Source organism: Paludibacterium flexuosum (assembly GCF_037076605.1).
GTDB lineage: Bacteria > Pseudomonadota > Gammaproteobacteria > Burkholderiales > Chromobacteriaceae > Paludibacterium.
On record NZ_AP029060.1, the window covers coordinates 2503023 to 2525752 of the forward strand.

The window sequence follows — 22730 nt, forward strand, 5'->3', positions numbered from 1 at the left end:
AACCCTGCAAGGTGTGGTCTCTGGCATGATGGGGGTCTTGCCGCAGTCTATCCATAGGGAGGTTCCGGATGTTTCAGCATGTGATTGTTCGTACCCCATGTCGTGCCCTGATCGATGGCCTGACCTCGAGTGATCTGGGCAAACCCGATTACCAGCGCGCCCTGGCCCAGCACGATGCCTATATCCAGGCCTTGCGGCAGTGCGATGTGGATGTGACCATCCTGCCCCCGGCAGATGATTATCCCGACTCGGTATTTGTCGAAGATCCGGTATTGTGCACCCCGCACTGCGCCATCCTCAACCGTACCGGCGCCGAGTCGCGCCGTGGTGAAACCGCCCTGCTGGCGGATACCATCGGCCGCTTCTACGACCGGGTGGAAAGGATCGAGGCACCGGGCACGGTGGAGGCCGGCGACATCATGATGGTCGGCAGCCATTTCTACATCGGCCATTCGGCGCGCACCAACCCCGAGGGGGCAAGACAGATGATTGCCCTGCTGGAAAAGTACGGCATGACCGGTTCGGTGGTACGACTGGAAGAGGTGCTGCACCTGAAGACCGGTTTGTCCTATCTGGAACACGGCAATCTGCTGGCCGCCGGCGAGTTCGTCAGCAAGCCGGAATTCCAGCAATACAATGTGGTGGAGATTCCGCTGCACGAGGCTTATGCCGCCAACAGCATCTGGGTCAATGACCGGGTCATCATGCCGGCCGGCTATCCGGTGACCCTGGCCAAGGTCAAGGCGCTGGGCTATCAGGTGATCGAGGTCGACACCTCGGAGTTCCGCAAGATCGACGGCGGTGTCAGCTGCATGTCGCTACGCTTCTGAGTCTTCACCCGGTGCCGGCAGCTTGCCGGCACTGATCAGGGCCTTGATCGAATAGATGTCGAAGCGGGTGCTTTTGCCTTCCATCTGCGCCGAGGGCGCCAGGCCTTCGATGCCCACACCCAGTCGCGGCCGCTTGACCACCACGCGGTTGAGCGCCGCACCCACGGCGGCCTGCAGCAGCGCGGCACTGTCCAGATCGTCACCGATGACATGCTGGAAGGCCTGCATGTCTTTCTTGGCGGCGGCGCTTTTGCCGGTATCGGGGAACATCGGGTCGACATACACCACGTGCGGACGCTGCGCTTCGGCCAGGGTGGTCAGCCAGTGAATGGCGTCGGCGTGCACCAGGGTCATGCGTGCCGCGATGTCCTGAATGTCGGCCGCGCGGGCGGCACGCTCCAGCGCGTCGTCCAGCAGGGCGGCGGCTACCGGCGAGCGCTCGATCAGGGTGACCTGGCAGCCCAGGCTGGCCAGCACGAAGGCATCGCGCCCCAATCCCGCCGTCGCATCCACCACCCGCATTTCACCCTGATGGCCTTTCAGACCGATGGCCTTGGCCACCGGCTGGCCACGGCCCCCTCCCTGTTCGCGCCGGTGGCGCGCAGCCCCCTCGACGAACTCGGCATACACCGCGCCATGTTTGCCGGTGGTAACAAGCGACAGCCGTTCGAAATCCAGCTCCAGCCAGTAGCCGCTGTCCGGCCGCTGGCGTACCAGAGGCAGGGCATAGCGTTCGGCCAGCTGGGCGGCGCGCTCGCGGCGCGCGTTGTCGGCGCAATACAGAGGAGTGGCAGGCATGGGCTGTCTTGAAGGAGTCATCGGCGCAGGCACGATACGACATGCAGTCGGGACAGGCAACCATTGCGGCAACTCAGTGATCCCTGCACCGTAAATCAGTACATGCCGTGTGGCGTCGCGGCACTTGTCCGCTCGTCGTCCTGACGCCGTTCCCTACCATGACACCATGAGCGCGCTGATCGGATTTGTCTGTGGTGTCACCCTGTGTGTCTGGCTGGCCGAGTTGCCGGACTGGCGCTGGTTGCTGACGTCCTGCCTGCTGTGGCCCCTGCTGCGAAGCGGGCCGCTTTGGTGGCGTCGTGGCTGTGCCGGCTTGCTGGGCATTGGCCTGGGGCTGGCCTGGGGGGTATGGCAGGCCGGGCAGCGACTGGCGGAACGTTTGCCGGGTGCGCTGGATGGTCAGGTGGTGGAACGGGTGGTGACGGTGCGGGATCTGCCGGTGGCCTCCACTTTCGGCCATCGCGTGCTGGCCGAGCTGGCGCCTCAGGCGGATTGGCCGCGGCGGCAGGCGGTGCGCGTGCGCCTGCAACTGGGGCGTGGCCAGCCCTGGCCGGCGGGCAGCCGCTGGCGGGTGCGTCTGCGTTTGCAGCCCTATCACGCCACGGCCAATGGGCATGGTTTTGATGCGGAGGCCTGGCTTTGGGCGCAGGGAATGCTGGTCAGCGCCCGCGTGGTCGGCAGGCCGCAGCGTCTGCCCGATGCGGACGATTGGCAGGCCAGGGTCGACCGGCTGCGCGCCCGGGTGGCGCAAAGAACAGCCCGGGTGCTGGCCGGGCAGCCGCGCGAGGCGGCGCTGGTCACGGCCCTGACAGTCGGCGTGCAACAGGAGATCGCGCGGGAAGATTGGACGTTGTTTGCCCGCACCGGGGTGACGCACATTGTGTCGATTTCCGGCTTGCATGTCGGCATGGTGGCGGGGCTGGCGGCCTGGCTTGTGCGCCAGGGATTGCGTCGATGGCCCTGGCCGGGACGTACCCCGCGTCTGTGGGTTGCGCTGGGCGGGCTGTTGGCGGCCGGTGCCTATTCGCTGCTGGCCGGCTGGTCGGTACCGACCCGACGCACTTTCTTCATGTTGGCGGTGGCCTGTCTGTTGCTGTGCTGGCGCCGTGCCCTGACGCCGATGCATATCTGGTGGCTGGCGCTGGCCGCTGTGTTGTTGCTGGATCCGTTTGCGGTGTATTTCCCCGGTTTGTGGCTGTCATTCGGTCTGGTGGCGGCACTGATGACGGTCACGCTGGGAAGGCGTCAGCCGCCGGGTAAATGGCAGGCCATGCTGGCTGCGCAATGGGCGGCGACCGTGATGTCGGTGGTGCCGCTGGTCGGGTTTTTCTCGGCTTTGCCACTGGTCTCGCCTCTGGCCAATGGTTTTGCCATCCCTTGGATCTCCCTGCTGGTGTCGCCCTTGTGCCTGCTGGCGGCAGCCATCCCGCTGGATGCGCTGCTGTGGTTGTGTGCCTGGTTGTGCCGGGTGTTCTACCTGGTGATGGGCTGGTGTGCCGCGGTGCCGGTCTGGTGGGTGGCGGCGCCTTCCTGGCCGCAACTGCTGGCGGGCGGGCTTGGGGCCTTGTGGCTGATCGCCCCGCTGGGGTGGGCTGCCCGGCTGCTGGGCTCGCTGCTGCTGATTCCCCTGTTGTGCCATGTGCCGGCACGGCCGGCTGCCGGTCAACTGCGTGCGACGGTGCTGGATGTGGGGCAAGGGCTGGCGGTCTGGTTGCAGACGGCACGCCACGATCTGTTGTACGACACCGGTGTGGCGGCCAGTGAGGCGGTGCTGGTCGCCAATCTGCGTGGTAGCGGGGTGCGCCGGCTGGATGCCCTGATGCTGTCGCATCATGACGCCGATCATGATGGCGCCGCGCCGGCCCTGTTGGCGAACATGCCGGTGCAGCAACTCTGGCTGGGGCAGGCCGCCAGTGCGCAGGGGCTGGGTCAGGGGTTTGCCCTGTGTCGTCCAGGGCGGCGCTGGCAATGGGATGGCGTGCGCTTTGAGGTGTTGTGGCCGACGGCGGACTGGCACGAGGACGGCAATAATCCGCACAGTTGTGTGCTGAGGGTGGTGACGCGGCACGGGAGCTTGTTGCTGACCGGCGATATCCCGCAGTCTGTCGAGACGCAACTGCTGACCCGGCAGCGAGCCATGCTGGCCAGTACGGTATTGATTGTGCCGCATCACGGCAGCAAAACCTCGTCCTCCATGGCCTTCCTGCAGGCGGTGGCCCCGCGCTGGGCAGTGATGAGCGTCGGCTGGCGCAACCGCTATGGGCATCCCCATCCCACGGTGCTGGCCAGGTATCAGTCAGCCGGCGTTCAGGTGCTGCGCACCGATGAGCTCGGTGCCCTGACGCTGCTGTTTGGCCCCCGACCGGTCGTCAGTGGCTGGCGTCAGCAGGCGCCCCGTCACTGGCGCTCGGGCCCGCCGGTCGTTGCAGGGCAATCTCGGCGGTGACACAACTGCCGTTGCCCTGATAGCGCACGCGGTCAAAGGACAGTTTGCGGGCGATCAGGATGCCGCGGCCATGGCTTTCCAGATAGGAAATGGCCTCGGTGTCGAGGAAGTGCTCCCAGTCAAAACCGTCGCCCTGGTCGGTGATGGTGAAGCGGATGGTGTCCGCACTACGGTGATAGTCCAGCTGTACCTGATGCTGTCCGAGTTGCGGATCAGCGAGCCGCCGACTCAATTCGGCTTCCCATTGTCCTTCGGCCTGCAGCCGGGTCTTTTCGCTGTAGCTCAGTCGCAGGTTGCCATGTTCGATCGCGTTGACCAGCAGTTCGAACAGCCCGGTCGCCACGCGTTCGGGATGCGGGCAGGCGCGTGCCAGCAGTGCGGTGACCCACTGCGCTTCCTGATGGGTACGGAACGCGAAGCGTGCCTGACTCAGATAGCCCAGTGCCTCCGCCTGCTGATTGGCCAGCTCCCGGAAGTAGGCATGGCGGTCCCAGTGGCTGACGGCAGCCTCGATCACCGCCAGCAGCATTTCGCGGGAAAACGGCTTGGTCAGATAGTAGAAGGCGCCTTGCGACAGACCTTCCTGCACGCTGGCGGCTGCGCCGACGGCGGTTTGCATGATGACCGGCAGGAACTCCAGCTTGGGGTTGCCCTTGATGCGGCGCAGGACCTCGAAGCCGTCGATGCCGGGCATCATTTTGTCCAGCAGCACGGTGGAATAGCTTTCTCCCTCTTGCTCCAGCAGCTGCCAGGCCGCTTCTCCGCTCTCCGCGGTGCGGATCTGATAGCCGGCGTCTTCCAGCAGTTCGCTCATCAATTCCAGGTTGAAGGGTTCGTCGTCGACCAGCAGCAGGGTATGGGCCATGGCGATGCTCCTGTCCTAAAGAGGGTGACGCGGGCGCTGCGGGAAGGTGAAGCTGAAGATCGCTCCGCCTTCCGCGGCGTTGTCAGCGCGTATTTCGCCCTGGTGGGCATGAATGATTTCGCGGCAGATGGCCAGGCCAAGTCCGGTACCGCCGGCCCCGGTCTTGGTCGAGCTGCTCTGGATGAATTTGTCGAAGATCGATTCCAGTTCGGAGGGCGGGATGCCCGGCCCCTGGTCGATGACGCGCACCTGCGCCAGCGGGAAGCCGGCTCCGGGCAGCAGACGGGCCTCGACCTTGATCGTGCTGTCCGGCGGGCTGAACTTGATGGCATTGGTCAGCAGATTGCGCAGTACCTGACCGATACGCACGCTGTCGAAGGTGGCGAGCAGTGGTTGCGGGTCGGCATCGAGCTCGATGTGGATGCCGGTTCCTTCGGCCATGCCGGTCAGTTCATCGCAGACATCGCGCAGATGGCGTGGCAGGTCGTCTTCCTGCAGGTTGTACTCCATGCGGCCAACTTCCATTTTGGCCAGATCCAGCAGGTCGTTGAGCAGGGACAGCAGACGATTGCCGCTCGACAGGATGCGCTTGAAGTATTGCTGGATTTTTTCCTGCCCGCTCTGGTCCGCACGGCTTTGGCCCATTTCGGCAAAGCCGAGAATGGCATGCATGGGCGTACGCAGTTCGTGCGACATATTGGCGAGAAACTCGGTCTTGGTGCGGCTGGTTTCTTCGGCCAGTTCCTTGGCGGCACGCAGGGCGTCTTCGGCGGCGCGTTCGGCGGAAAAGTCCTGATAGACCCAGATAGTGCCCAGGCCGGGGACGGCAGGGTTGAGTGCCTTGCCGTGCAGCCGGACCCAGATCAGTTTGCCGCGCCCGGTCTGCAGCTGCAGCTCGGTGGTCACCACCTTGCCTTCGTTGAGCAGGTGGTAGAGCAGCCGGCCGGTGCGGTCGTATTGTTCGTCGCTCTGGTAGAACTGCCGTGTGGTGTAGTTGATGGCACGGCTTTCCTCGCAATCGAACAGTTCGAGGAATGCATGGTTCACCTTCTTGAGATGGCGGTCGACGATATAGGCCATGGCCAGCGGGCTGGCTTCCAGCAGGGCGGCCAACTGCCGGCTCTGCATCTCCACCTGCTCGGCCAGGCTGTTTTTCAGCCGGATCAGTGCGGCTTCCTGTTCCTTGCGCACACTGATGTCGCGGCAGACCAGCAGATAGAACTGGTCATCCGGCAGGGTGACCTGGCTGAGCGACAGCTCGACCGGCAGCTTGCTGGTGTCGTTGCGGATCAACTGTGCTTCGAATGGCATGCCTTCGAAGTTGGCGGCGATGGCGGTGAAATTCTGCTTGCTGCTGTCGTACAGCTCCGGGAACAGCGAGCCGATGGTCAGGCCGGGCAGCGACTCGGCTGTCTGGCCGATCAGACGGGCCGCGGCCGGGTTGGTATTGGTGATGGTGCCACTGCGATCGACCAGGACGATGGCGTCGGAGCTGGCCTGCAAAATGGCGCGCTGGCGCATTTCGCTTTCGGTGCGCGCCTGTTCGGAAGCAATACGTTCGCTGATCTGCTGGCGCAGCAACTGGTTGTTTTGTGCCAGCTGCAGGTTCTGTTCCGTCAGCTGGACCTGGAAGCGCTTGTTGCTGCGTGACAGCCAGAGCACTTGCGCAATAAACAACAGCAATCCAATGGTGGTGAGTAATAGCAGATTTCTGTCGCTCTCATCCAGGATCTTGCTGTCCGGCTGGGACAGCCGATAGGTGCCGAACTGCAGCGTCATGCCGCCGATATTGCTGGTCAGGCTGGCGTTCGGCGCGCCTTCCGGACGAGGCTGGTCCGGATTGGAGTCCAGCAGCAGCATGGGTTGCTGGTTGTTGAGCTTGGTCCAGATCAGCAGCCGCAGATGGTTCTGGAAACTGTCGCCATTGGGCAGAGGCAGGTCGAGAAAGCGCTCGAGATCCAGGTTGAACAGCAGGAAGTGCGTTCGTTTCGGCAGGGCCACCACGATGTCGATGCGGTTTGGCGTGCCGTCTTTGCCGCTGACGGCCAGCAGGGCCGGGATGCCGGTGTTTTGAGCCCGGTTGAGCATGGGCTCCCAGCCGGGCAGGGTGCCCAGATCCAGACCGCGTGGCAGGCCATTGGCATCGTCAGGCAGGTAGCCGATGACCGGGAAGTACTCGGACTTTTTCGGACTGGGGCTCAGATGGTGATTTTGCAGGACCTGGATCGGGCTGTTGATACTGCTTTCAAAGGCGCTGCGCTGGCTGGTGGAGACCTTGGCCAGCAAGGCGGCGCCATTGAAAGGGCTGTTGGGGTGGAAGATGCGCGAACTGACCCGGCCCAGCGTATCGAGCGTGAAGCCGGCGGGTTCGCTATTGTCCGGCTGGGCCAGGATGTTGGCGTAGTCGAGGGCGGCATTGAAACGGTTGGCCAGTGAGTTGAGGCTGTAGGTACCCCACAGTGCACTGCGCTCGGCTTCCCGGCGCTGCGCCGCATTCTGCAGCAGCCAGAATTCCGTCAGCAGCAGGACGATGGCCAACAGGCCGGCTATCACGATCATTCCGGGCCGCCGCAGTTCGTTCATCGCGGCTCCGTCAATCCGCCTGGCTTAGCTGACGATAGAGCTGGTCGAATTCGCGCGTGAGTTTGTGCCGTTGATCCAGAAAGGGCATCGGCCGGCAGGCTTCATGAGACTCGCGAATGCGCACCGAGGCCGAAAGCGGGGTGTCGAGAATCGGCAGTCCCTCGGCCCGCAGCTCGGCCACTTGCCGCGCCGGCAGGCTGGCGCGTGGCTGGAACTGGTTGACGACAATGCCTTCAATGGCCAGTTGCGGATTATGGTCGGCCTGGATCTCGGTCACACTGGTGAGCAGGCCATATAGCGCCTGGCGCGAGAAGCTGTCGCAGTCGAAGGGAATCAGGCAGCGCTGCGCGGCGATCAGTGCCGACAGGGTATAAAAGTTCAACGCCGGCGGGGTGTCGATCCAGACTTCATCAAAGCGCTGAGCGGCGTCGAGGGTATCCAGCGTTTCGCGCAGCTTGTAGATTTTGTGCCGCGCGTCCAGCTTGCCCATCATGTCGCTCAGGCTGGGGTGGGAGGCCAGCAGGGACAGACCGTCAAACGGCGTGGTTTCGATAAAGTCGTCGACCGGCTTGCCGAACAGCGTGATGTTGAGGTACTGATCGAACAGTCCGCCAAGATGGCGCTCGCCGACCGGCGTCCCCATCAGATAATGACTGCTGTTGCCCTGGGGATCCAGATCGATCACCAGTACCTGCCTGCCCTGCCTGGCAGCGGTGGCGGCCAGGTTCACCGTGATGGTGGACTTGCCGACCCCGCCTTTCTGATTGAATACCACCCGCCTGATTGCAGCCATGCTTCCCCCTTGATGCATGTCGGCTGGTATCGATTTGGCGCCTCAGTTGGCGGCCCCGTTCTGGCACACGAACTGCAACTGTTGGGCACTGGCGGAATTCGGTACCACCGGCATTGGTTTTATCTGTGTGTCATTATAGGTGACACTGGTCACCTGCCTGCCAGTTTCATCAAACAAATTCATGCTCAGCAGACGATAAGTGTTTGCTTCACAGTCAATTTGCCATGTATTGATGGCGACTTTGTGACTCGGGGTGTTCTGGAAGTTCTCCTTGCGCACATCGAAAATGGTTCGGCGTTCGCGGAAGGTGACCAGTCTGCCCTGGCGCACGATCGACAGCTTGTCGACCTCATGCAGGATGTTGCCATTGGGCGACACCCCAAGATTTTCCCAGTCGGCACTGGGGACAACGGTACTTTGCGCCGGGGCATGACCGGTGCGGGACGGCGCGAGCGGCTGGGTGGCACAGCCGGCCAGCAGGCCGCTCAGCACGGCCATGAAAAGCATACGGGTACGCATGAGGCATTCTCCTGATGAATCGCGGCCAGTGTCGCACAGCCACTGTCTGTGGCCAACCCGCGAGAATTCTTTCCGCACGACTGGAACTTTTCCTGTGGCTTGAAGGTCAATTCCGTACGAGAGCGTTTTTCCTCGTTTCACATTGTCTCCAAATCTTGTCGGCCATCCTCTACACGGGATGGCCTTTTTTTTGCCTGCCGCGGCGGCGCCCCGTGATGCAGCGTTTCCCGTACAATGTCGTCCTTCTCCAGAAACGACCGCCAGATGCAGGACGCCAACACCCTTCTCCAGAATATTTTCGGCTACCCGTCCTTCCGCGGGCAGCAGGCCGACATCGTGGCGCATGTCGCCGCGGGCGGGCATGCGCTGGTGCTGATGCCGACGGGTGGCGGCAAGTCCCTGTGCTATCAGATTCCGGCATTGATGCGACCCGGGGTCGGCATTGTCGTGTCGCCGCTGATTGCCCTGATGCAGGATCAGGTTGCTGCACTGACCGAGGTCGGGGTGGCGGCAGCCTGCCTGAATTCGGCCACCGGCAGCGAAGAGGCACGCGATATTGCCCGCCAGGCGCGCGCCGGAACGCTGGATCTGCTGTATGTGGCGCCGGAACGGTTGCTGATGCCGCGCTTTCTGGATTTTCTCTCTACCCTCGAGTTGGCGCTGTTTGCGATTGACGAGGCGCATTGCGTCAGTCACTGGGGACATGATTTCCGCCCGGAATACCAGCAGCTCGGTCTGCTGGCCCAGCGCTTCCCCGCCGTGCCGCGACTGGCGCTGACCGCCACGGCCGATCTGCCGACCCGGGCGGATATCCAGCACTATCTCGGTCTGCAGGACAGCCCGGTTTTCCTGTCCAGTTTTGATCGACCCAATCTGTTCTATCAGGTGGTCGAAAAGCACAATGCCAAAAAGCAGCTGCTGAGCTTCATCGAAAACGAGTTTCCCGGAGTCTCCGGCATCGTCTACTGCCTGTCGCGCAAGCGCGTGGAAGAGACCGCCGCCTGGCTGGTGGAGAACGGGATCCACGCTTTGCCCTACCATGCCGGTCTGGGTCACGACGTGCGCGAAGCCAACCAGCGCGCCTTTCTGCGGGATGATGCCGTGGTGATGGTGGCCACCGTCGCCTTCGGCATGGGCATCGATAAGCCCGATGTCCGCTTTGTCGCGCATATCGACATGCCGAAGAGCCCGGAAAGCTTCTATCAGGAGTCTGGTCGTGCCGGGCGCGACGGCCTGCCGGCGACCAGCTGGTTGTGTTACGGCCTCAACGACATGGTGCAGCTGGGACGCATGATTCAGGAGTCCGAGATGGCCGAGGCTCAGAAACAGGTCGAACTGACCAAGCTCGATGCCATGCTGGGGATCTGCGAAACCGCCAGCTGCCGCCGTCAGCAGATCCTCGCGCACTTTGGCGAGGCCATCGAGCCCTGCGGCCATTGCGACAACTGTCTGGCCCCGCCTGTCACCTTCGATGCCACCGTGGCCGTACAGAAACTGCTGTCCTGCATCTATCGTGTCGGCCAGCGCTACCACGCCGGCCATGTGGTCGATGTCCTGCTCGGGCGCAGCAGCCCGGCCATCAGCGCCGCCGGTCACGAGCAGCTCTCTACCTTCGGCATCGGCAAGGAGCTCAATCAGCGCGCCTGGCGTTCGGTGATCCGTCAGCTGGTGGCGCGCAAGATCCTGCAGGTCGACGTGGTGCGCGGTCAGTCGCTGGTGTTGACCGAGGCTTGCCGCCCTTTGCTCAAGGGCCAGACGCCGATCCGCCTGCGTCCGCTGGCCGACAAGGAGCGCAGCAGCCGCAGCCAGACCGATCGCTGGTTGCGTACCGAGCGCGAAGAACGTCTCTGGCAGGCATTGCGCCGCTGGCGCAAAGAAGTGGCTGACGAGCATAATGTCCCGGCATATGCTGTCTTTTCCGACCGCACATTGCGCCAGTTGGTGGAAGAAAAACCGCAGAACCGCAGCCAGCTGGCACGGGTCTACGGTGTCGGCGAACTCAAGCTGGCACGCTATGGCGACAATCTGCTCAACCTGATGCGACAAATCGGGGATGCATCGTCAGGCGATGAATAAAAAACAGGCAGACGGCATGTCGGATCCGATCGATGACCAGTCTGCCCATTGGCAAAGGGAGAACTTAGTAATGGCCGTCAATTTGAAGTCTCTGGATGACAACACTCTGCTGCCGATCGCGGGGCTCGATCTGCGTGTGGCCGAGGCCGGTGTCAAATATCCCGACCGGCGCGATGTGCTGGTCATGCAGATCGACAAGGGCAACACCGTGGCAGGTGTCTTTACCCAGAATCGTTTCTGTGCTGCGCCGGTGCAATTGTGCAAGCAGCATCTGGATGCCGGTGTGCAAATCCGCGCTTTGGTCATCAATACCGGTAATGCCAATGCCGGCACTGGCGAAGACGGCCGCCAGCGTGCCCGCGCCATCTGCCAGGCGCTGGCCGACGACATGGGCTGTCAGGTCGAGCAGGTGCTGCCGTTCTCGACCGGCGTGATTCTCGAGCCACTGCCCTCCGAGCGCATCATTCAGGCCTTGCCGAAGCGCCAGCCCGCCAGCTGGTCCGAGGCAGCCCGCGCCATCATGACCACCGATACCATGCCCAAGGCCGGCAGCCGCAGCCTGACACTGGGCGGTCAGCCGGTGTCGATGACCGGTATCGCCAAGGGCGCCGGCATGATTCACCCCAATATGGCGACCATGCTGGGCTTTGTGGCAACGGATGCCGCCGTGACCCGTCCGGTACTGGATCAACTGGTCAAGGAAATCTGTGATCCCTCCTTTAACTGTATTTCCGTCGATGGCGATACGTCGACCAATGACAGTTTCATTCTGATCTCCACCGGCAAGAGCGCTGCGCCGCTGATTGACTCGACCGACTCGCAGGATTATCAGTTGCTCAGGGCCGCGCTGCTTGATCTGGCCACCGAGCTGGCACAGGCCATCGTCCGCGACGGCGAGGGTGCGACCAAGTTCGTCACCGTCGAGGTGGAGGGGGGGCGCAGCGTCGCCGAGTGCAAGACCGTGGCTTATGCCATTGCACGCTCCCCGCTGGTGAAGACGGCGTTCTTTGCTTCGGACCCCAATCTCGGGCGTCTGCTGTGTGCCATTGGCTACGCCGGTGTCCAGGATCTGGATGTCGATCGGCTCGAGCTCTATCTGGATGATGTCCTTGTGGCCAGTCAGGGCGGACGTCACCCGGACTACCGGGAAGAGCAGGGGCAGGCGGTGTTGAATCAGCCGGAGTTCACCGTCAGGGTTCGCCTCAATCGCGGTGCCGCCGCAGCCAGGGTATGGACCTGTGACTTCTCTTATGATTACGTACGCATCAATGCTGACTATCGCAGCTGACTGCGGCCGGGGGTCCGAAAAACCGCCTTTTCAGGCGGTTTTTTTATGTTCGCCCAGCCAGAAAGCCAGGTTTGCAGGCCGTTCGGCGCAAGGCGTTTCAGTAAGAGAAGCCTGAATCAATCATCAAAACAGTGGCTTATCTGACATATGCTGAAATTCAGCGGCTTTTTTGTAATGTCGGTGTTGACGAGTATGATTTCGACGCGTATAGTTCGCCTTCTTCGCTGCAGCAACAACGCAGCACCGCTCTTTAACAAAACGAACAACCGATAGGTGTGAGTGCCGGGAGAGACCGACACTTGCACTGCAAGAGACAGAAAAAAACCTTACGGGGTTCTTTTGAAGTCCTTGCGTGCCAGATAGTACGAAAAGCATAGAGATTGAACTGAAGAGTTTGATCCTGGCTCAGATTGAACGCTGGCGGCATGCTTTACACATGCAAGTCGAACGGCAGCACGGGAGCTTGCTCCTGGTGGCGAGTGGCGAACGGGTGAGTAATGCGTCGGAACGTGCCGAGTAATGGGGGATAACGCAGCGAAAGTTGTGCTAATACCGCATACGCTCTGAGGAGGAAAGCGGGGGACCTTTGGGCCTCGCGTTATTCGAGCGGCCGACGTCTGATTAGCTAGTTGGTGGGGTAAAGGCCCACCAAGGCGACGATCAGTAGCGGGTCTGAGAGGATGATCCGCCACACTGGGACTGAGACACGGCCCAGACTCCTACGGGAGGCAGCAGTGGGGAATTTTGGACAATGGGGGCAACCCTGATCCAGCCATGCCGCGTGTCTGAAGAAGGCCTTCGGGTTGTAAAGGACTTTTGTCAGGGAGCAAATCCTGCTTGTGAATAATGAGCGGGGATGAGAGTACCTGAAGAATAAGCACCGGCTAACTACGTGCCAGCAGCCGCGGTAATACGTAGGGTGCAAGCGTTAATCGGAATTACTGGGCGTAAAGCGTGCGCAGGCGGTTTTGCAAGTCTGATGTGAAAGCCCCGGGCTCAACCTGGGAACGGCATTGGAGACTGCAAGGCTAGAGTGCGTCAGAGGGGGGTAGAATTCCACGTGTAGCAGTGAAATGCGTAGAGATGTGGAGGAATACCGATGGCGAAGGCAGCCCCCTGGGATGACACTGACGCTCATGCACGAAAGCGTGGGGAGCAAACAGGATTAGATACCCTGGTAGTCCACGCCCTAAACGATGTCAACTAGCTGTTGGGGGTTTGAATCCTTGGTAGCGTAGCTAACGCGAGAAGTTGACCGCCTGGGGAGTACGGCCGCAAGGTTAAAACTCAAAGGAATTGACGGGGACCCGCACAAGCGGTGGATGATGTGGATTAATTCGATGCAACGCGAAAAACCTTACCTGCTCTTGACATGTACCGAAGCCCGAAGAGATTTGGGTGTGCCCGAAAGGGAGCGGTAACACAGGTGCTGCATGGCTGTCGTCAGCTCGTGTCGTGAGATGTTGGGTTAAGTCCCGCAACGAGCGCAACCCTTGTCATTAGTTGCCATCATTAAGTTGGGCACTCTAATGAGACTGCCGGTGACAAACCGGAGGAAGGTGGGGATGACGTCAAGTCCTCATGGCCCTTATGAGCAGGGCTTCACACGTCATACAATGGTCGGTACAGAGGGTCGCGAAGCCGCGAGGTGGAGCCAATCTCAAAAAACCGATCGTAGTCCGGATCGCACTCTGCAACTCGAGTGCGTGAAGTCGGAATCGCTAGTAATCGCAGATCAGCATGCTGCGGTGAATACGTTCCCGGGTCTTGTACACACCGCCCGTCACACCATGGGAGTGGGGGATACCAGAAGTGGGTAGGCTAACCGCAAGGAGGCCGCTTACCACGGTATGCTTCATGACTGGGGTGAAGTCGTAACAAGGTAGCCGTAGGGGAACCTGCGGCTGGATCACCTCCTTTCTAGAGAAAGTCGATCCTGGTACTCACAGCCTATCGGTTGTTCAAAGCGCAAAGTCGCATGCAATGACTATCTGGGGGTTTGTAGCTCAGCCGGTTAGAGCACCGTCTTGATAAGGCGGGGGTCGTTGGTTCGAGTCCAACCAGACCCACCAATCCTGCATGTGACCGTTCAAATGGGGGCATAGCTCAGTTGGGAGAGCGCCAGCTTTGCAAGCTGGATGTCGTCGGTTCGATCCCGTCTGCCTCCACCACCCCACTCTTAATGACAATCAGAAGGCTTTCAAGCAGAGCCTTGTGATTGGCGTTAATTGTTTAGCGCACTGATCTTTAACAAACTGAAGAAGCCGAATACAAAATTGATTCTGAGCCAGGATGGTTTCATCCTCGTTTGGATTCAACTTTGGGTAATTGTATGTATCGACGTTTTGCCGGTAGAGGTACCGGCAAGGCGAGTGCGCAAGGCCCTTGAAATGATAGGGTCAAGCGAGTAAGTGCATCTGGTGGATGCCTTGGCGATCATAGGCGATGAAGGACGTGTAAGCCTGCGAAAAGCGCGGGGGAGCTGGCAATAGAGCTTTGATCCCGCGATGTCCGAATGGGGAAACCCGGCCCTTAGGGGTCACTCCCACCTGAACACATAGGGTGGGTAGAGCGAACGCGGAGAACTGAAACATCTAAGTACCCGCAGGAAAAGAAATCAACCGAGATTCCGTGAGTAGTGGTGAGCGAAAATGGAAGAGCCTGTACGTTTTAGCCGTTGAGTTAGTGGAAGAGTCTGGAAAGGCTCGCCATAGTGGGTGATAGCCCCGTACACGAAAACTGAATGGTGGCACTGAGCGTACGACAAGTAGGGCGGGACACGAGAAATCCTGTCTGAAGATGGGGGACCATCCTCCAAGGCTAAATACTCATGATCGACCGATAGTGAACCAGTACCGTGAGGGAAAGGCGAAAAGAACCCCGGGAGGGGAGTGAAATAGAACCTGAAACCGGATGCATACAAACAGTGGGAGCCTCGCAAGGGGTGACTGCGTACCTTTTGTATAATGGGTCAGCGACTTACGTTCAGTAGCGAGCTTAACCGAATAGGGGAGGCGTAGCGAAAGCGAGTCCGAATAGGGCGCTTCAGTTGCTGGGCGTAGACCCGAAACCGAGTGATCTATCCATGGCCAGGATGAAGGTGCGGTAACACGCACTGGAGGTCCGAACCCACTAATGTTGCAAAATTAGGGGATGAGCTGTGGATAGGGGTGAAAGGCTAAACAAACTCGGAGATAGCTGGTTCTCCCCGAAAACTATTTAGGTAGTGCCTCATGTATCACTTCCGGGGGTAAAGCACTGTTATGGCTAGGGGGTCATTGCGACTTACCAACCCATGGCAAACTCTGAATACCGGAAAGTGCGAGCATGGGAGACAGACGGTGGGTGCTAACGTCCATCGTCAAGAGGGAAACAACCCAGACCGCCAGCTAAGGTCCCAAATGATCAGTTAAGTGGTAAACGAAGTGGGAAGGCCCAGACAGCCAGGATGTTGGCTTAGAAGCAGCCATCATTTAAAGAAAGCGTAATAGCTCACTGGTCGAGTCGTCCTGCGCGGAAGATGTAACGGGGCTCAAACTGATAACCGAAGCTGCGGATTTGCACGCGAGTGCAAGTGGTAGGGGAGCGTTCTGTAGGTCTGTGAAGGTGTGTCGAAAGGCATGCTGGAGATATCAGAAGTGCGAATGCTGACATGAGTAGCGATAAAGCGGGTGAAAAGCCCGCTCACCGAAAGCCCAAGGTTTCCTACGCAACGTTCATCGGCGTAGGGTGAGTCGGCCCCTAAGGCGAGGCAGAAATGCGTAGTCGATGGGAAACTGGTTAACATTCCAGTACTTTCATACAGTGCGATGGGGGGACGGAGAAGGTTAGGTCAGCCAACTGTTGGAATAGTTGGTTCAAGCTGGTAGGCGGGACACGCAGGCAAATCCACGTGTTCGTTAACGCCGAGAAGTGATAACGAGGGTCTACGGACCTGAAGTGACTGATACCCTGCTTCCAGGAAAAGCCTCTAAGCTTCAGCTGTATGAGAACCGTACCGCAAACCGACACAGGTGGGCAGGAAGAAAATTCTAAGGTGCTTGAGAGAACTCAGGAGAAGGAACTCGGCAAATTGATACCGTAACTTCGGGAGAAGGTATGCCTCTTAGGGTGTAGGACTTCGCGTCCGAAGCTTTGAGAGGTCGCAGAGAATCGGTGGCTGCGACTGTTTATCAAAAACACAGCACTGTGCCAACACGAAAGTGGACGTATACGGTGTGACGCCTGCCCGGTGCCGGAAGGTTAAGTGATGGGGTGCAAGCTCTTGATCGAAGCCCCGGTAAACGGCGGCCGTAACTATAACGGTCCTAAGGTAGCGAAATTCCTTGTCGGGTAAGTTCCGACCCGCACGAATGGCGTAACGATGGCCACACTGTCTCCTCCTGAGACTCAGCGAAGTTGAAATGTTTGTGAAGATGCAATCTACCCGCTGCTAGACGGAAAGACCCCGTGAACCTTTACTGTAGCTTTGCATGGGACTTTGAACAGACTTGTGTAGGATAGGTGGGAGGCTATGAAGCGTGAACGCTAGTTTGCGTGGAGCCGTCCTTGAAATACCACCCTGGTGTGTTTGAGGTTCTAACCTAGGTCCGTGATCCGGATCGGGGACAGTGCATGGTAGGCAGTTTGACTGGGGCGGTCTCCTCCCAAAGTGTAACGGAGGAGTTCGAAGGTCACCTAGGTACGGTCGGAAATCGTGCTGATAGTGCAATGGCAAAAGGTGGCTTAACTGCGAGACCGACAAGTCGAGCAGGTGCGAAAGCAGGACATAGTGATCCGGTGGTTCTGAATGGAAGGGCCATCGCTCAACGGATAAAAGGTACTCCGGGGATAACAGGCTGATTCCGCCCAAGAGTTCACATCGACGGCGGAGTTTGGCACCTCGATGTCGGCTCATCACATCCTGGGGCTGTAGCCGGTCCCAAGGGTATGGCTGTTCGCCATTTAAAGTGGTACGCGAGCTGGGTTCAAAACGTCGTGAGACAGTTTGGTCCCTATCTGCAGTGGGCGTTGGAAGTTTGACGGGGGCTGCTCCTAGTACGAGAGGACCGGAGTGGACGAACCTCTGGTGTACCGGTTGTCACGCCAGTGGCATCGCCGGGTAGCTAAGTTCGGAAGAGATAACCGCTGAAAGCATCTAAGCGGGAAACTCGCCTGAAGATGAGACTTCCCTGAGGGCTAGACCCTCCTGAAGAGTCGTTCGAGACCAGGACGTTGATAGGTCGGGTGTGGAAGCGCTGTGAGGCGTGAAGCTAACCGATACTAATGGCTCGTGAGGCTTGATCCTATCATTTGATGGGCTTTGTGCCCGATACATACGAATTCAAACCAAACGGCTTCTGCAGTTTGTAGACAGTTTATGTCTGGCGGCCATAGCGAGGTGGTCCCACGCCTTCCCATCCCGAACAGGACCGTGAAACGCCTTAGCGCCGATGATAGTGCGGCATTCGCCGTGTGAAAGTAGGACACTGCCAGACTCCCCATGCAAAGCCCAGACCACCAGGTCTGGGCTTTTTGCTTTGTGGCCATCGTGCCCCTTGCTTCAGCCTCAAGTCATTTTGTTTGTCAGAATTTCTGGCTTGCCGTTCCTCCCAAATTCCTCATCAAAATCAGATAGATTTGATGCAAGTCAAAAGAATGCTTTCGTCAGGGCGCTTCCTGTCCTACAATCGACGCCTCAGAGATCCGTAGAGGAGAGGCCATGTTGTATCCCGAACTGTTTGCCCAGCTGGAAAAGGCGCGCTGGAATATGGCGCAGGACATTCCCTGGGATGAATTTGACGCTGGCAAACTGTCCGAAGAGCAGGCCAAGACCATCAAGATGAATGCCATCACCGAATGGGCGGCCTTGCCGGCCACGGAGATGTTCCTGCGCGACAACCGCAACGATTCCGATTTTTCCGCCTTCATGTCCATCTGGTTCTATGAAGAGCAGAAGCATGCCCTGGTGCTGATGGAGTATCTGCGTCGTTTCCGCCCGGATCTGCTGCCGAGCGAAGAAGAACTGCACGCTGTCCGCTTTGAGTTCGATCCGGCCCCGCAGCTGGAAACCCTGATGCTGCACTTCTGTGGTGAGGTACGCCTGACGCAGTGGTATCGCTGTGCCGCCGACTGGCATCAGGAGCCGGTCATCAAGCACATCTACAAGACCCTGTCGCAGGATGAGGCACGTCATGGCGGTGCCTATCTCAAGTACATGAAAAAGGCCATTGAGCGCTGTGGCAATGAGGCCCGTGCTGCCTTTGCCAAGATCGGTCTGCTGATGGCTTCTTCTTCCCGTTCCAACAAACCGCTGCATCCGACCAATCTGCACGTCAATCAGAGTCTGTTCCCGAACGACACCGTCCAGTCGCGTCTGCCCGACCCGGCATGGCTGGAAGCCTGGTTGTCGAGTCAGATTCACTTTGATGAAACTTGGGAAGCACGCGTGGTGGGTGGTATCCTTCGCAACTTGTCTAATCTGTTTGAGCGGCCGATTGAAACGATTCAATCCTTGAATCGGTACCGCAAAGAATTGACGGCGAGTCTGAAGGAGCCAAATGTCGTACCCAACCCCGCTGTTTGAGCAAAAACTGTGTGCCCCGGACGAACTGCCTGGCCGTTTGTCCGGCTTACCCCGCCCCCTGGTCTTTACCAACGGCGCCTTCGACATCATCCATCGCGGTCATGTGACCTATCTGGCCCAGGCCCGCAGCCTCGGTCAGGGACTGATCGTGGCGCTCAATACCGATGCCTCGGTCCGTCGTCTGGGCAAAGGTGCCGATCGGCCGATCAATCCGCTGGAAAACCGTGCGGCAGTGATTGCCTCTTTGGAGTGCGTGTCGCTGGTGACCTGGTTTGACGACGATACCCCGGCGGCCCTGATCGAGCTGATCAAGCCCGAGATCCTGGTCAAGGGAGGGGACTGGCCGATCGACAAGATTGTCGGTTCGGCAGAAACCCTGGCCCGTGGCGGTGAGGTGCATTCAATCCCCTTCCTTTTCGCTACCTCGACGACGGCCACACTGCAAAAGATCCGCGCTTCGGAGCCGGGTCATGGCTGATTGGCCGTTTGCCGTGCTGCGTGCGCTGTCGGATGGCAAATTTCATTCCGGCGAAGCCATCGCGCAGCAGCTGGGCTGCTCGCGCACGCTGATCTGGCAAGCTGTGCATACCATCCAGACCGAGTTTCAGTTGCCGGTCTTCAGCGTACGCGGTCAGGGCTACCGTCTGGTCGAGCCGTTCGACTGGCTGGATGTCGCGACCGTGCGTGCCGAGTTGTCTGCAGACTGTGCGGAAACCTGGACGCTCGCCGTCGCCGATCAGGTGGATTCGACCAATACCCAGTTGATGAACCGCGCAAACAGCGATGGCCTGCACGGACTAGTGCTGGCTGCCGAGCTGCAAAGCGCGGGTCGTGGCCGCCTCGGTCGCGCCTGGCATGCCCGGCTGGGGGACTGTCTGATGTTCTCGCTGCTGTGGCGCTTTGACCGTGGCCTGGCCGAGCTGGCTGGCCTGTCCCTGGCCATCGGCCTCGCGCTGGCGCGTGTGCTGCGTGCCCTGGGAGCCCCGGTTGAGCTGAAGTGGCCGAATGATGTGCTGCTGGATGGCCGCAAGATGGCCGGGATCCTCATCGAGCTGTCGGGCGATGCCCTTGGGCCGGCCGCCGTGGTCATTGGCATCGGCATCAACCTGCAAGCTCCGCAGGGAGTGGATCAGGCCGTGGCTGGTCTGCGCGAGTGTGGCATCCGCATCAGCCGCAATCATTTGCTGGCCCTGCTGCTCAACGAGTTGCATCAGGTGCTTTGCGCCTTCAACCAACATGGTTTCGAGCCGCTGGCATCGGAATGGATGGCACTGTCCACCCATCAGGACAAGCCGGTCCGGCTGAGCTTCTCGCATGGCCAGCCGATTGAAGGCGTGGCGCGCGGGGTGGCTGGCAATGGCGCCCTGCTGGTGGATACCCCGCAGGGTCGGCAGGTGTTTCATGTCGGGGAAGTCAGCTTGCGGAGTGCGACATGATTTTGCTGATCGATGCCGGCAATACCCGCATCAAGTGGGCGGTGTATCAGGGCGAGCAATGTCTGGCACAGGGGGCGCTGGAGCATCAGGCCATTGAAACCCTGTCGGCGCAGCTGGCGTCCTTTTCGCTGGCCCGCGCCTATGGTGCCGCCGTGGTGCAGCCCGAAGTTTGTCATCGCATCGAACAGCAACTGCCGTGTCCGCTGCAGTGGGTCGAGACAGCCGTGGTCACCGCCGGGGTACGCAATCATTATGTCGATCCGCGCCAGATGGGGGTGGATCGCTGGCTGGCGGTGCTGGCGGCCCGCCGTCTGGTGCAGGGCGATGTGGTGGTGGCCAGTGCCGGCACCGCGCTGACCGTCGAGGCGCTCACCGCCGAGGGGGACTACCTTGGCGGCCTGATCATGCCGGGCTATCGTCTGATGCTGGATGCACTGGCAAAGAACACTGCGCGGCTGGATCAGCCCGCCGGGCAATGGTGCGATTTTCCGCAACAGACAGCCGATGCGCTGGCCAGCGGGGCACTGGATGCCATGGCCGGCGCCATCGGGCGGCTGCGGCTGCGGCTGGCGCAGCATACCGGTCGTCCGCTGGCGCCGTTGCTGCTCAGTGGCGGGGATGCCGGCAAAATCGCCCCGCTGCTCGCAAGCCCCTGTGAGATCGTGGATAATCTGGTACTTACCGGTTTATTAGAAGTGGCGGACAAGACATGAAGTGGTTTCTGGGCCTGGTCGTGGCATTGAATCTGTTTGTCGGCGTGGTGGCCTTGCTGCGCCAGCACGATCCCGTGGATATCCACAGCCATGAAGTCTCACCCGAGCAACTGAAGGTATTGCCGGCCGGCTGGCTGCCGCAGGCGTCGGCAGCCATGGCCGCCTCGGCGCCCTTCGTGGCCTCGGCACCCCTGACCCTGACCCAGACGGTCACTTCGCCGCTCGGCAAGGCCGCATCGGCCCCGGTGGCCTCGGCGCCGACTGCCAAGTCCGCCGTGTCGCCCAAGGGTGACAAGCCTGCTGCCAAGGCACCCGTCCAAAATGACAAGCCCGCCGCACACGACAAAGCCAAGGTTGCCTCGGTGCCGGCCGCCCATGCCGGCGAGCCGGTGGCCCGCCAGTGCGCCCAGTGGGGTGGGCTGAGCCAGGCGCTGCTGGATCGCGTGAAGGGCGGCTTGCCGACGCTGCGTCTCAAGGCGGCGCAAATGCACAGCCAGCAGGTCGACGATAGCAGCGCGACAGGCGGTAATCTGCGCTACTGGGTCTACATCCCGGCCAAGCTGTCCAGCAGCAAGCTGTCCGGTGAGTTGGCGCAAAAGGGATTCGACAACTACGTGGTGCAGAACGAAGGCGACTTCAGGGGGGCGTTGTCGCTGGGCCTGTTCGGCAAGCAGGAGGGGGCACAGGCACTGGTCGACAAACTGAAGAAGGCCGGCTACCCGAAGGCCGAGATCCAGGCTCGGGGCAAAACCCAGCTGACCCGTCTGGATTTCAGCGATCTGAGCGACAGCCAGTTCAAGGCGCTCGGTGCGCTGCAACAGCGCCTGACGCCGGGCATTGCCCTCAAGACCGTCGCCTGCGGACGATAGGCGATCAGGTGATCAGCAGGGGCGGAGCGATCCGCCCCTTTTTCATGCCGCTCCGCCGCCCAATGGCGCGTCCAGTCGCATCAGATAGGCCGGATGATCCTGCAGAATCGACAATTGCACGAAGCCGCCGGGCTGAACCGTGATCAGCCGTGCCACACTCCGTTCCATTTCCAGTAATTCCGCCAGCAGGATGGTAATCACCGGTGCATGGGTCACCAGCACGCGGTGACAGCCGCGCGAGGCGGCGATCCAGGCAGAAAAGCCGCTGAGCACGCGGGTATGGAAGGCTTCCGGCGATTCGCCGCCGGGTGGCGTCAGTTCGCCCTGGCGCCATTGCGCCTCCCAATTCGGTGTCAGTTCGCCCAGCACGCTCAGCGGCACGCCTTCCCATTCCCCCAGATCCTGTTCGGAAAAGCGCTCATCCACCTTGAGGGGAACCGAGGCGGCCAGCGCGCGCCGGACGGCGAATTCGCGGCAACGATTGAGTGGTGAGGTGGCCATGCAGGAGACCGGTGCCAGGGCGGCGATTTGTTGCCAGCTGCGGTCCATCATGGCACTGCCTGCTTCGGTCAGCGCTGCCTCGCGCTGGCCGGTCAGCAGGTTCTGGTGGTCGATGTCGCCGTGACGCAGCAGCGTCAGCGTATAGGGGTTCATGGCAGATCTGTCAGGTTTGACAAAGGCTTATGACCTTATTCCAAGTCAAGTTTTCTGGCAACCACAAACGGGTATAATGCCGCCGTCAGGTGCTTGCCAGCCAGTCGGCCAGGCGAGTGAAACGGGAAGCCGGTGCAAGACCGGCGCTGCCCCCGCAACGGTAAGGTCCGGCGTGTCCCTACGCCAGGGCTTCGCAACCAGCCACTGCCCTCGGGCGGGAAGGCGCGAAGCCAGTGACCAAGCCCGGAGACCGGCCTGGCCAGGGTGTGAGTGGATGCACACCCCACAATGCTTG

15 protein-coding genes, 2 tRNA genes, 3 rRNA genes and 1 riboswitch are annotated in these 22730 nt (G+C 60.5%); of the genes, 14 read left to right on the forward strand and 6 right to left on the reverse strand.

Features of this window, described 5'->3' with window-relative positions:
- Positions 1-68 precede the first annotated feature (68 nt).
- Complete coding sequence (gene ddaH, locus AACH39_RS11900; protein ID WP_215779370.1) at positions 69-830, forward strand: dimethylargininase; 762 nt, start codon at positions 69-71, stop codon at positions 828-830.
- Here ddaH and AACH39_RS11905 read toward each other — a convergent pair.
- Positions 819-1628: a class I SAM-dependent methyltransferase gene (locus tag AACH39_RS11905; RefSeq protein WP_338620095.1), complete on the reverse strand. Its 810-nt coding sequence runs from the start codon at positions 1626-1628 to the stop codon at positions 819-821. The two genes, ddaH and AACH39_RS11905, sit on opposite strands and share 12 nt — an antisense overlap.
- A gap of 166 nt (positions 1629-1794) precedes the next feature.
- Here AACH39_RS11905 and AACH39_RS11910 point away from each other — a divergent pair, with 166 nt between their 5' ends.
- A complete protein-coding gene (locus AACH39_RS11910; protein WP_338620097.1) occupies positions 1795-4074 on the forward strand; it encodes a DNA internalization-related competence protein ComEC/Rec2 in 2280 nt (759 codons plus the stop codon).
- On the opposite strand, the gene AACH39_RS11915 is transcribed toward AACH39_RS11910, so the two are convergent.
- The 4 genes from AACH39_RS11915 to AACH39_RS11930 are packed head-to-tail and all read right to left on the reverse strand — an operon-like array spanning position 3998 to position 8834.
- Complete coding sequence (locus tag AACH39_RS11915) at positions 3998-4939, reverse strand: response regulator (protein WP_215779362.1); 942 nt, start codon at positions 4937-4939, stop codon at positions 3998-4000. The two genes, AACH39_RS11910 and AACH39_RS11915, sit on opposite strands and share 77 nt — an antisense overlap.
- A gap of 15 nt (positions 4940-4954) precedes the next feature.
- The gene (locus AACH39_RS11920; protein ID WP_215779360.1) at positions 4955-7522 is read right to left on the reverse strand and encodes an ATP-binding protein; all 2568 of its coding nucleotides are present in this window, start codon (positions 7520-7522) and stop codon (positions 4955-4957) included.
- A gap of 10 nt (positions 7523-7532) precedes the next feature.
- Positions 7533-8315: a ParA family protein gene (locus tag AACH39_RS11925; RefSeq protein ID WP_215779358.1), complete on the reverse strand. Its 783-nt coding sequence runs from the start codon at positions 8313-8315 to the stop codon at positions 7533-7535.
- Between the two features lie 42 nt (positions 8316-8357).
- On the reverse strand, positions 8358-8834 hold the full coding sequence (locus AACH39_RS11930) for a surface-adhesin E family protein (RefSeq protein WP_338620099.1): 477 nt from the start codon (positions 8832-8834) through the stop codon (positions 8358-8360).
- 264 nt (positions 8835-9098) lie between these two features.
- Here AACH39_RS11930 and recQ point away from each other — a divergent pair, with 264 nt between their 5' ends.
- The 12 genes from recQ (at position 9099) to AACH39_RS11990 (ending at position 21781) form a co-directional block, all read left to right on the forward strand.
- Positions 9099-10910, forward strand: coding sequence for a DNA helicase RecQ (gene recQ / locus AACH39_RS11935; protein ID WP_215779354.1), 1812 nt, complete (start codon positions 9099-9101; stop codon positions 10908-10910).
- 70 nt (positions 10911-10980) lie between these two features.
- On the forward strand, positions 10981-12198 hold the full coding sequence (gene argJ, locus AACH39_RS11940) for a bifunctional glutamate N-acetyltransferase/amino-acid acetyltransferase ArgJ (protein ID WP_338620102.1): 1218 nt from the start codon (positions 10981-10983) through the stop codon (positions 12196-12198).
- Positions 12199-12580: 382 nt separating this feature from the next.
- Positions 12581-14118, forward strand: a 16S ribosomal RNA gene (locus tag AACH39_RS11945).
- A 75-nt stretch (positions 14119-14193) separates the two neighbouring features.
- Positions 14194-14270 (forward strand) — tRNA-Ile (locus AACH39_RS11950).
- A 23-nt stretch (positions 14271-14293) separates the two neighbouring features.
- A tRNA-Ala gene (locus AACH39_RS11955) sits at positions 14294-14369 on the forward strand.
- 226 nt (positions 14370-14595) lie between these two features.
- Positions 14596-17485 (forward strand): 23S ribosomal RNA (locus AACH39_RS11960).
- A 75-nt stretch (positions 17486-17560) separates the two neighbouring features.
- A 5S ribosomal RNA gene (rrf, locus tag AACH39_RS11965) occupies positions 17561-17675 on the forward strand.
- The 16S, 23S and 5S rRNA genes sit together here with 2 tRNA genes alongside, the layout of an rRNA operon.
- Before the next feature lie 224 nt (positions 17676-17899).
- On the forward strand, positions 17900-18763 hold the full coding sequence (locus tag AACH39_RS11970; RefSeq protein WP_215779350.1) for a ferritin-like domain-containing protein: 864 nt from the start codon (positions 17900-17902) through the stop codon (positions 18761-18763).
- Entirely contained in the window at positions 18738-19241 is a 504-nt protein-coding gene (locus AACH39_RS11975) for an adenylyltransferase/cytidyltransferase family protein (protein WP_215779348.1), read from the forward strand. The genes AACH39_RS11970 and AACH39_RS11975 overlap by 26 nt, the downstream gene beginning before the upstream one ends.
- Entirely contained in the window at positions 19234-20199 is a 966-nt protein-coding gene (locus AACH39_RS11980; RefSeq protein WP_215779345.1) for a biotin--[acetyl-CoA-carboxylase] ligase, read from the forward strand. The genes AACH39_RS11975 and AACH39_RS11980 overlap by 8 nt, the downstream gene beginning before the upstream one ends.
- Positions 20196-20912 (forward strand): type III pantothenate kinase, encoded by a 717-nt coding sequence (locus AACH39_RS11985; RefSeq protein ID WP_215779343.1) that lies wholly within the window; start codon positions 20196-20198, stop codon positions 20910-20912. The genes AACH39_RS11980 and AACH39_RS11985 overlap by 4 nt, the downstream gene beginning before the upstream one ends.
- Entirely contained in the window at positions 20909-21781 is an 873-nt protein-coding gene (locus AACH39_RS11990; protein ID WP_338620107.1) for an SPOR domain-containing protein, read from the forward strand. The genes AACH39_RS11985 and AACH39_RS11990 overlap by 4 nt, the downstream gene beginning before the upstream one ends.
- A gap of 42 nt (positions 21782-21823) precedes the next feature.
- Here AACH39_RS11990 and AACH39_RS11995 read toward each other — a convergent pair whose 3' ends face one another.
- Complete coding sequence (locus AACH39_RS11995) at positions 21824-22435, reverse strand: histidine phosphatase family protein (RefSeq protein ID WP_338620109.1); 612 nt, start codon at positions 22433-22435, stop codon at positions 21824-21826.
- 70 nt (positions 22436-22505) lie between these two features.
- Positions 22506-22709: riboswitch (cobalamin riboswitch) on the forward strand.
- The last annotated feature ends 21 nt before the right edge of the window (positions 22710-22730 follow it).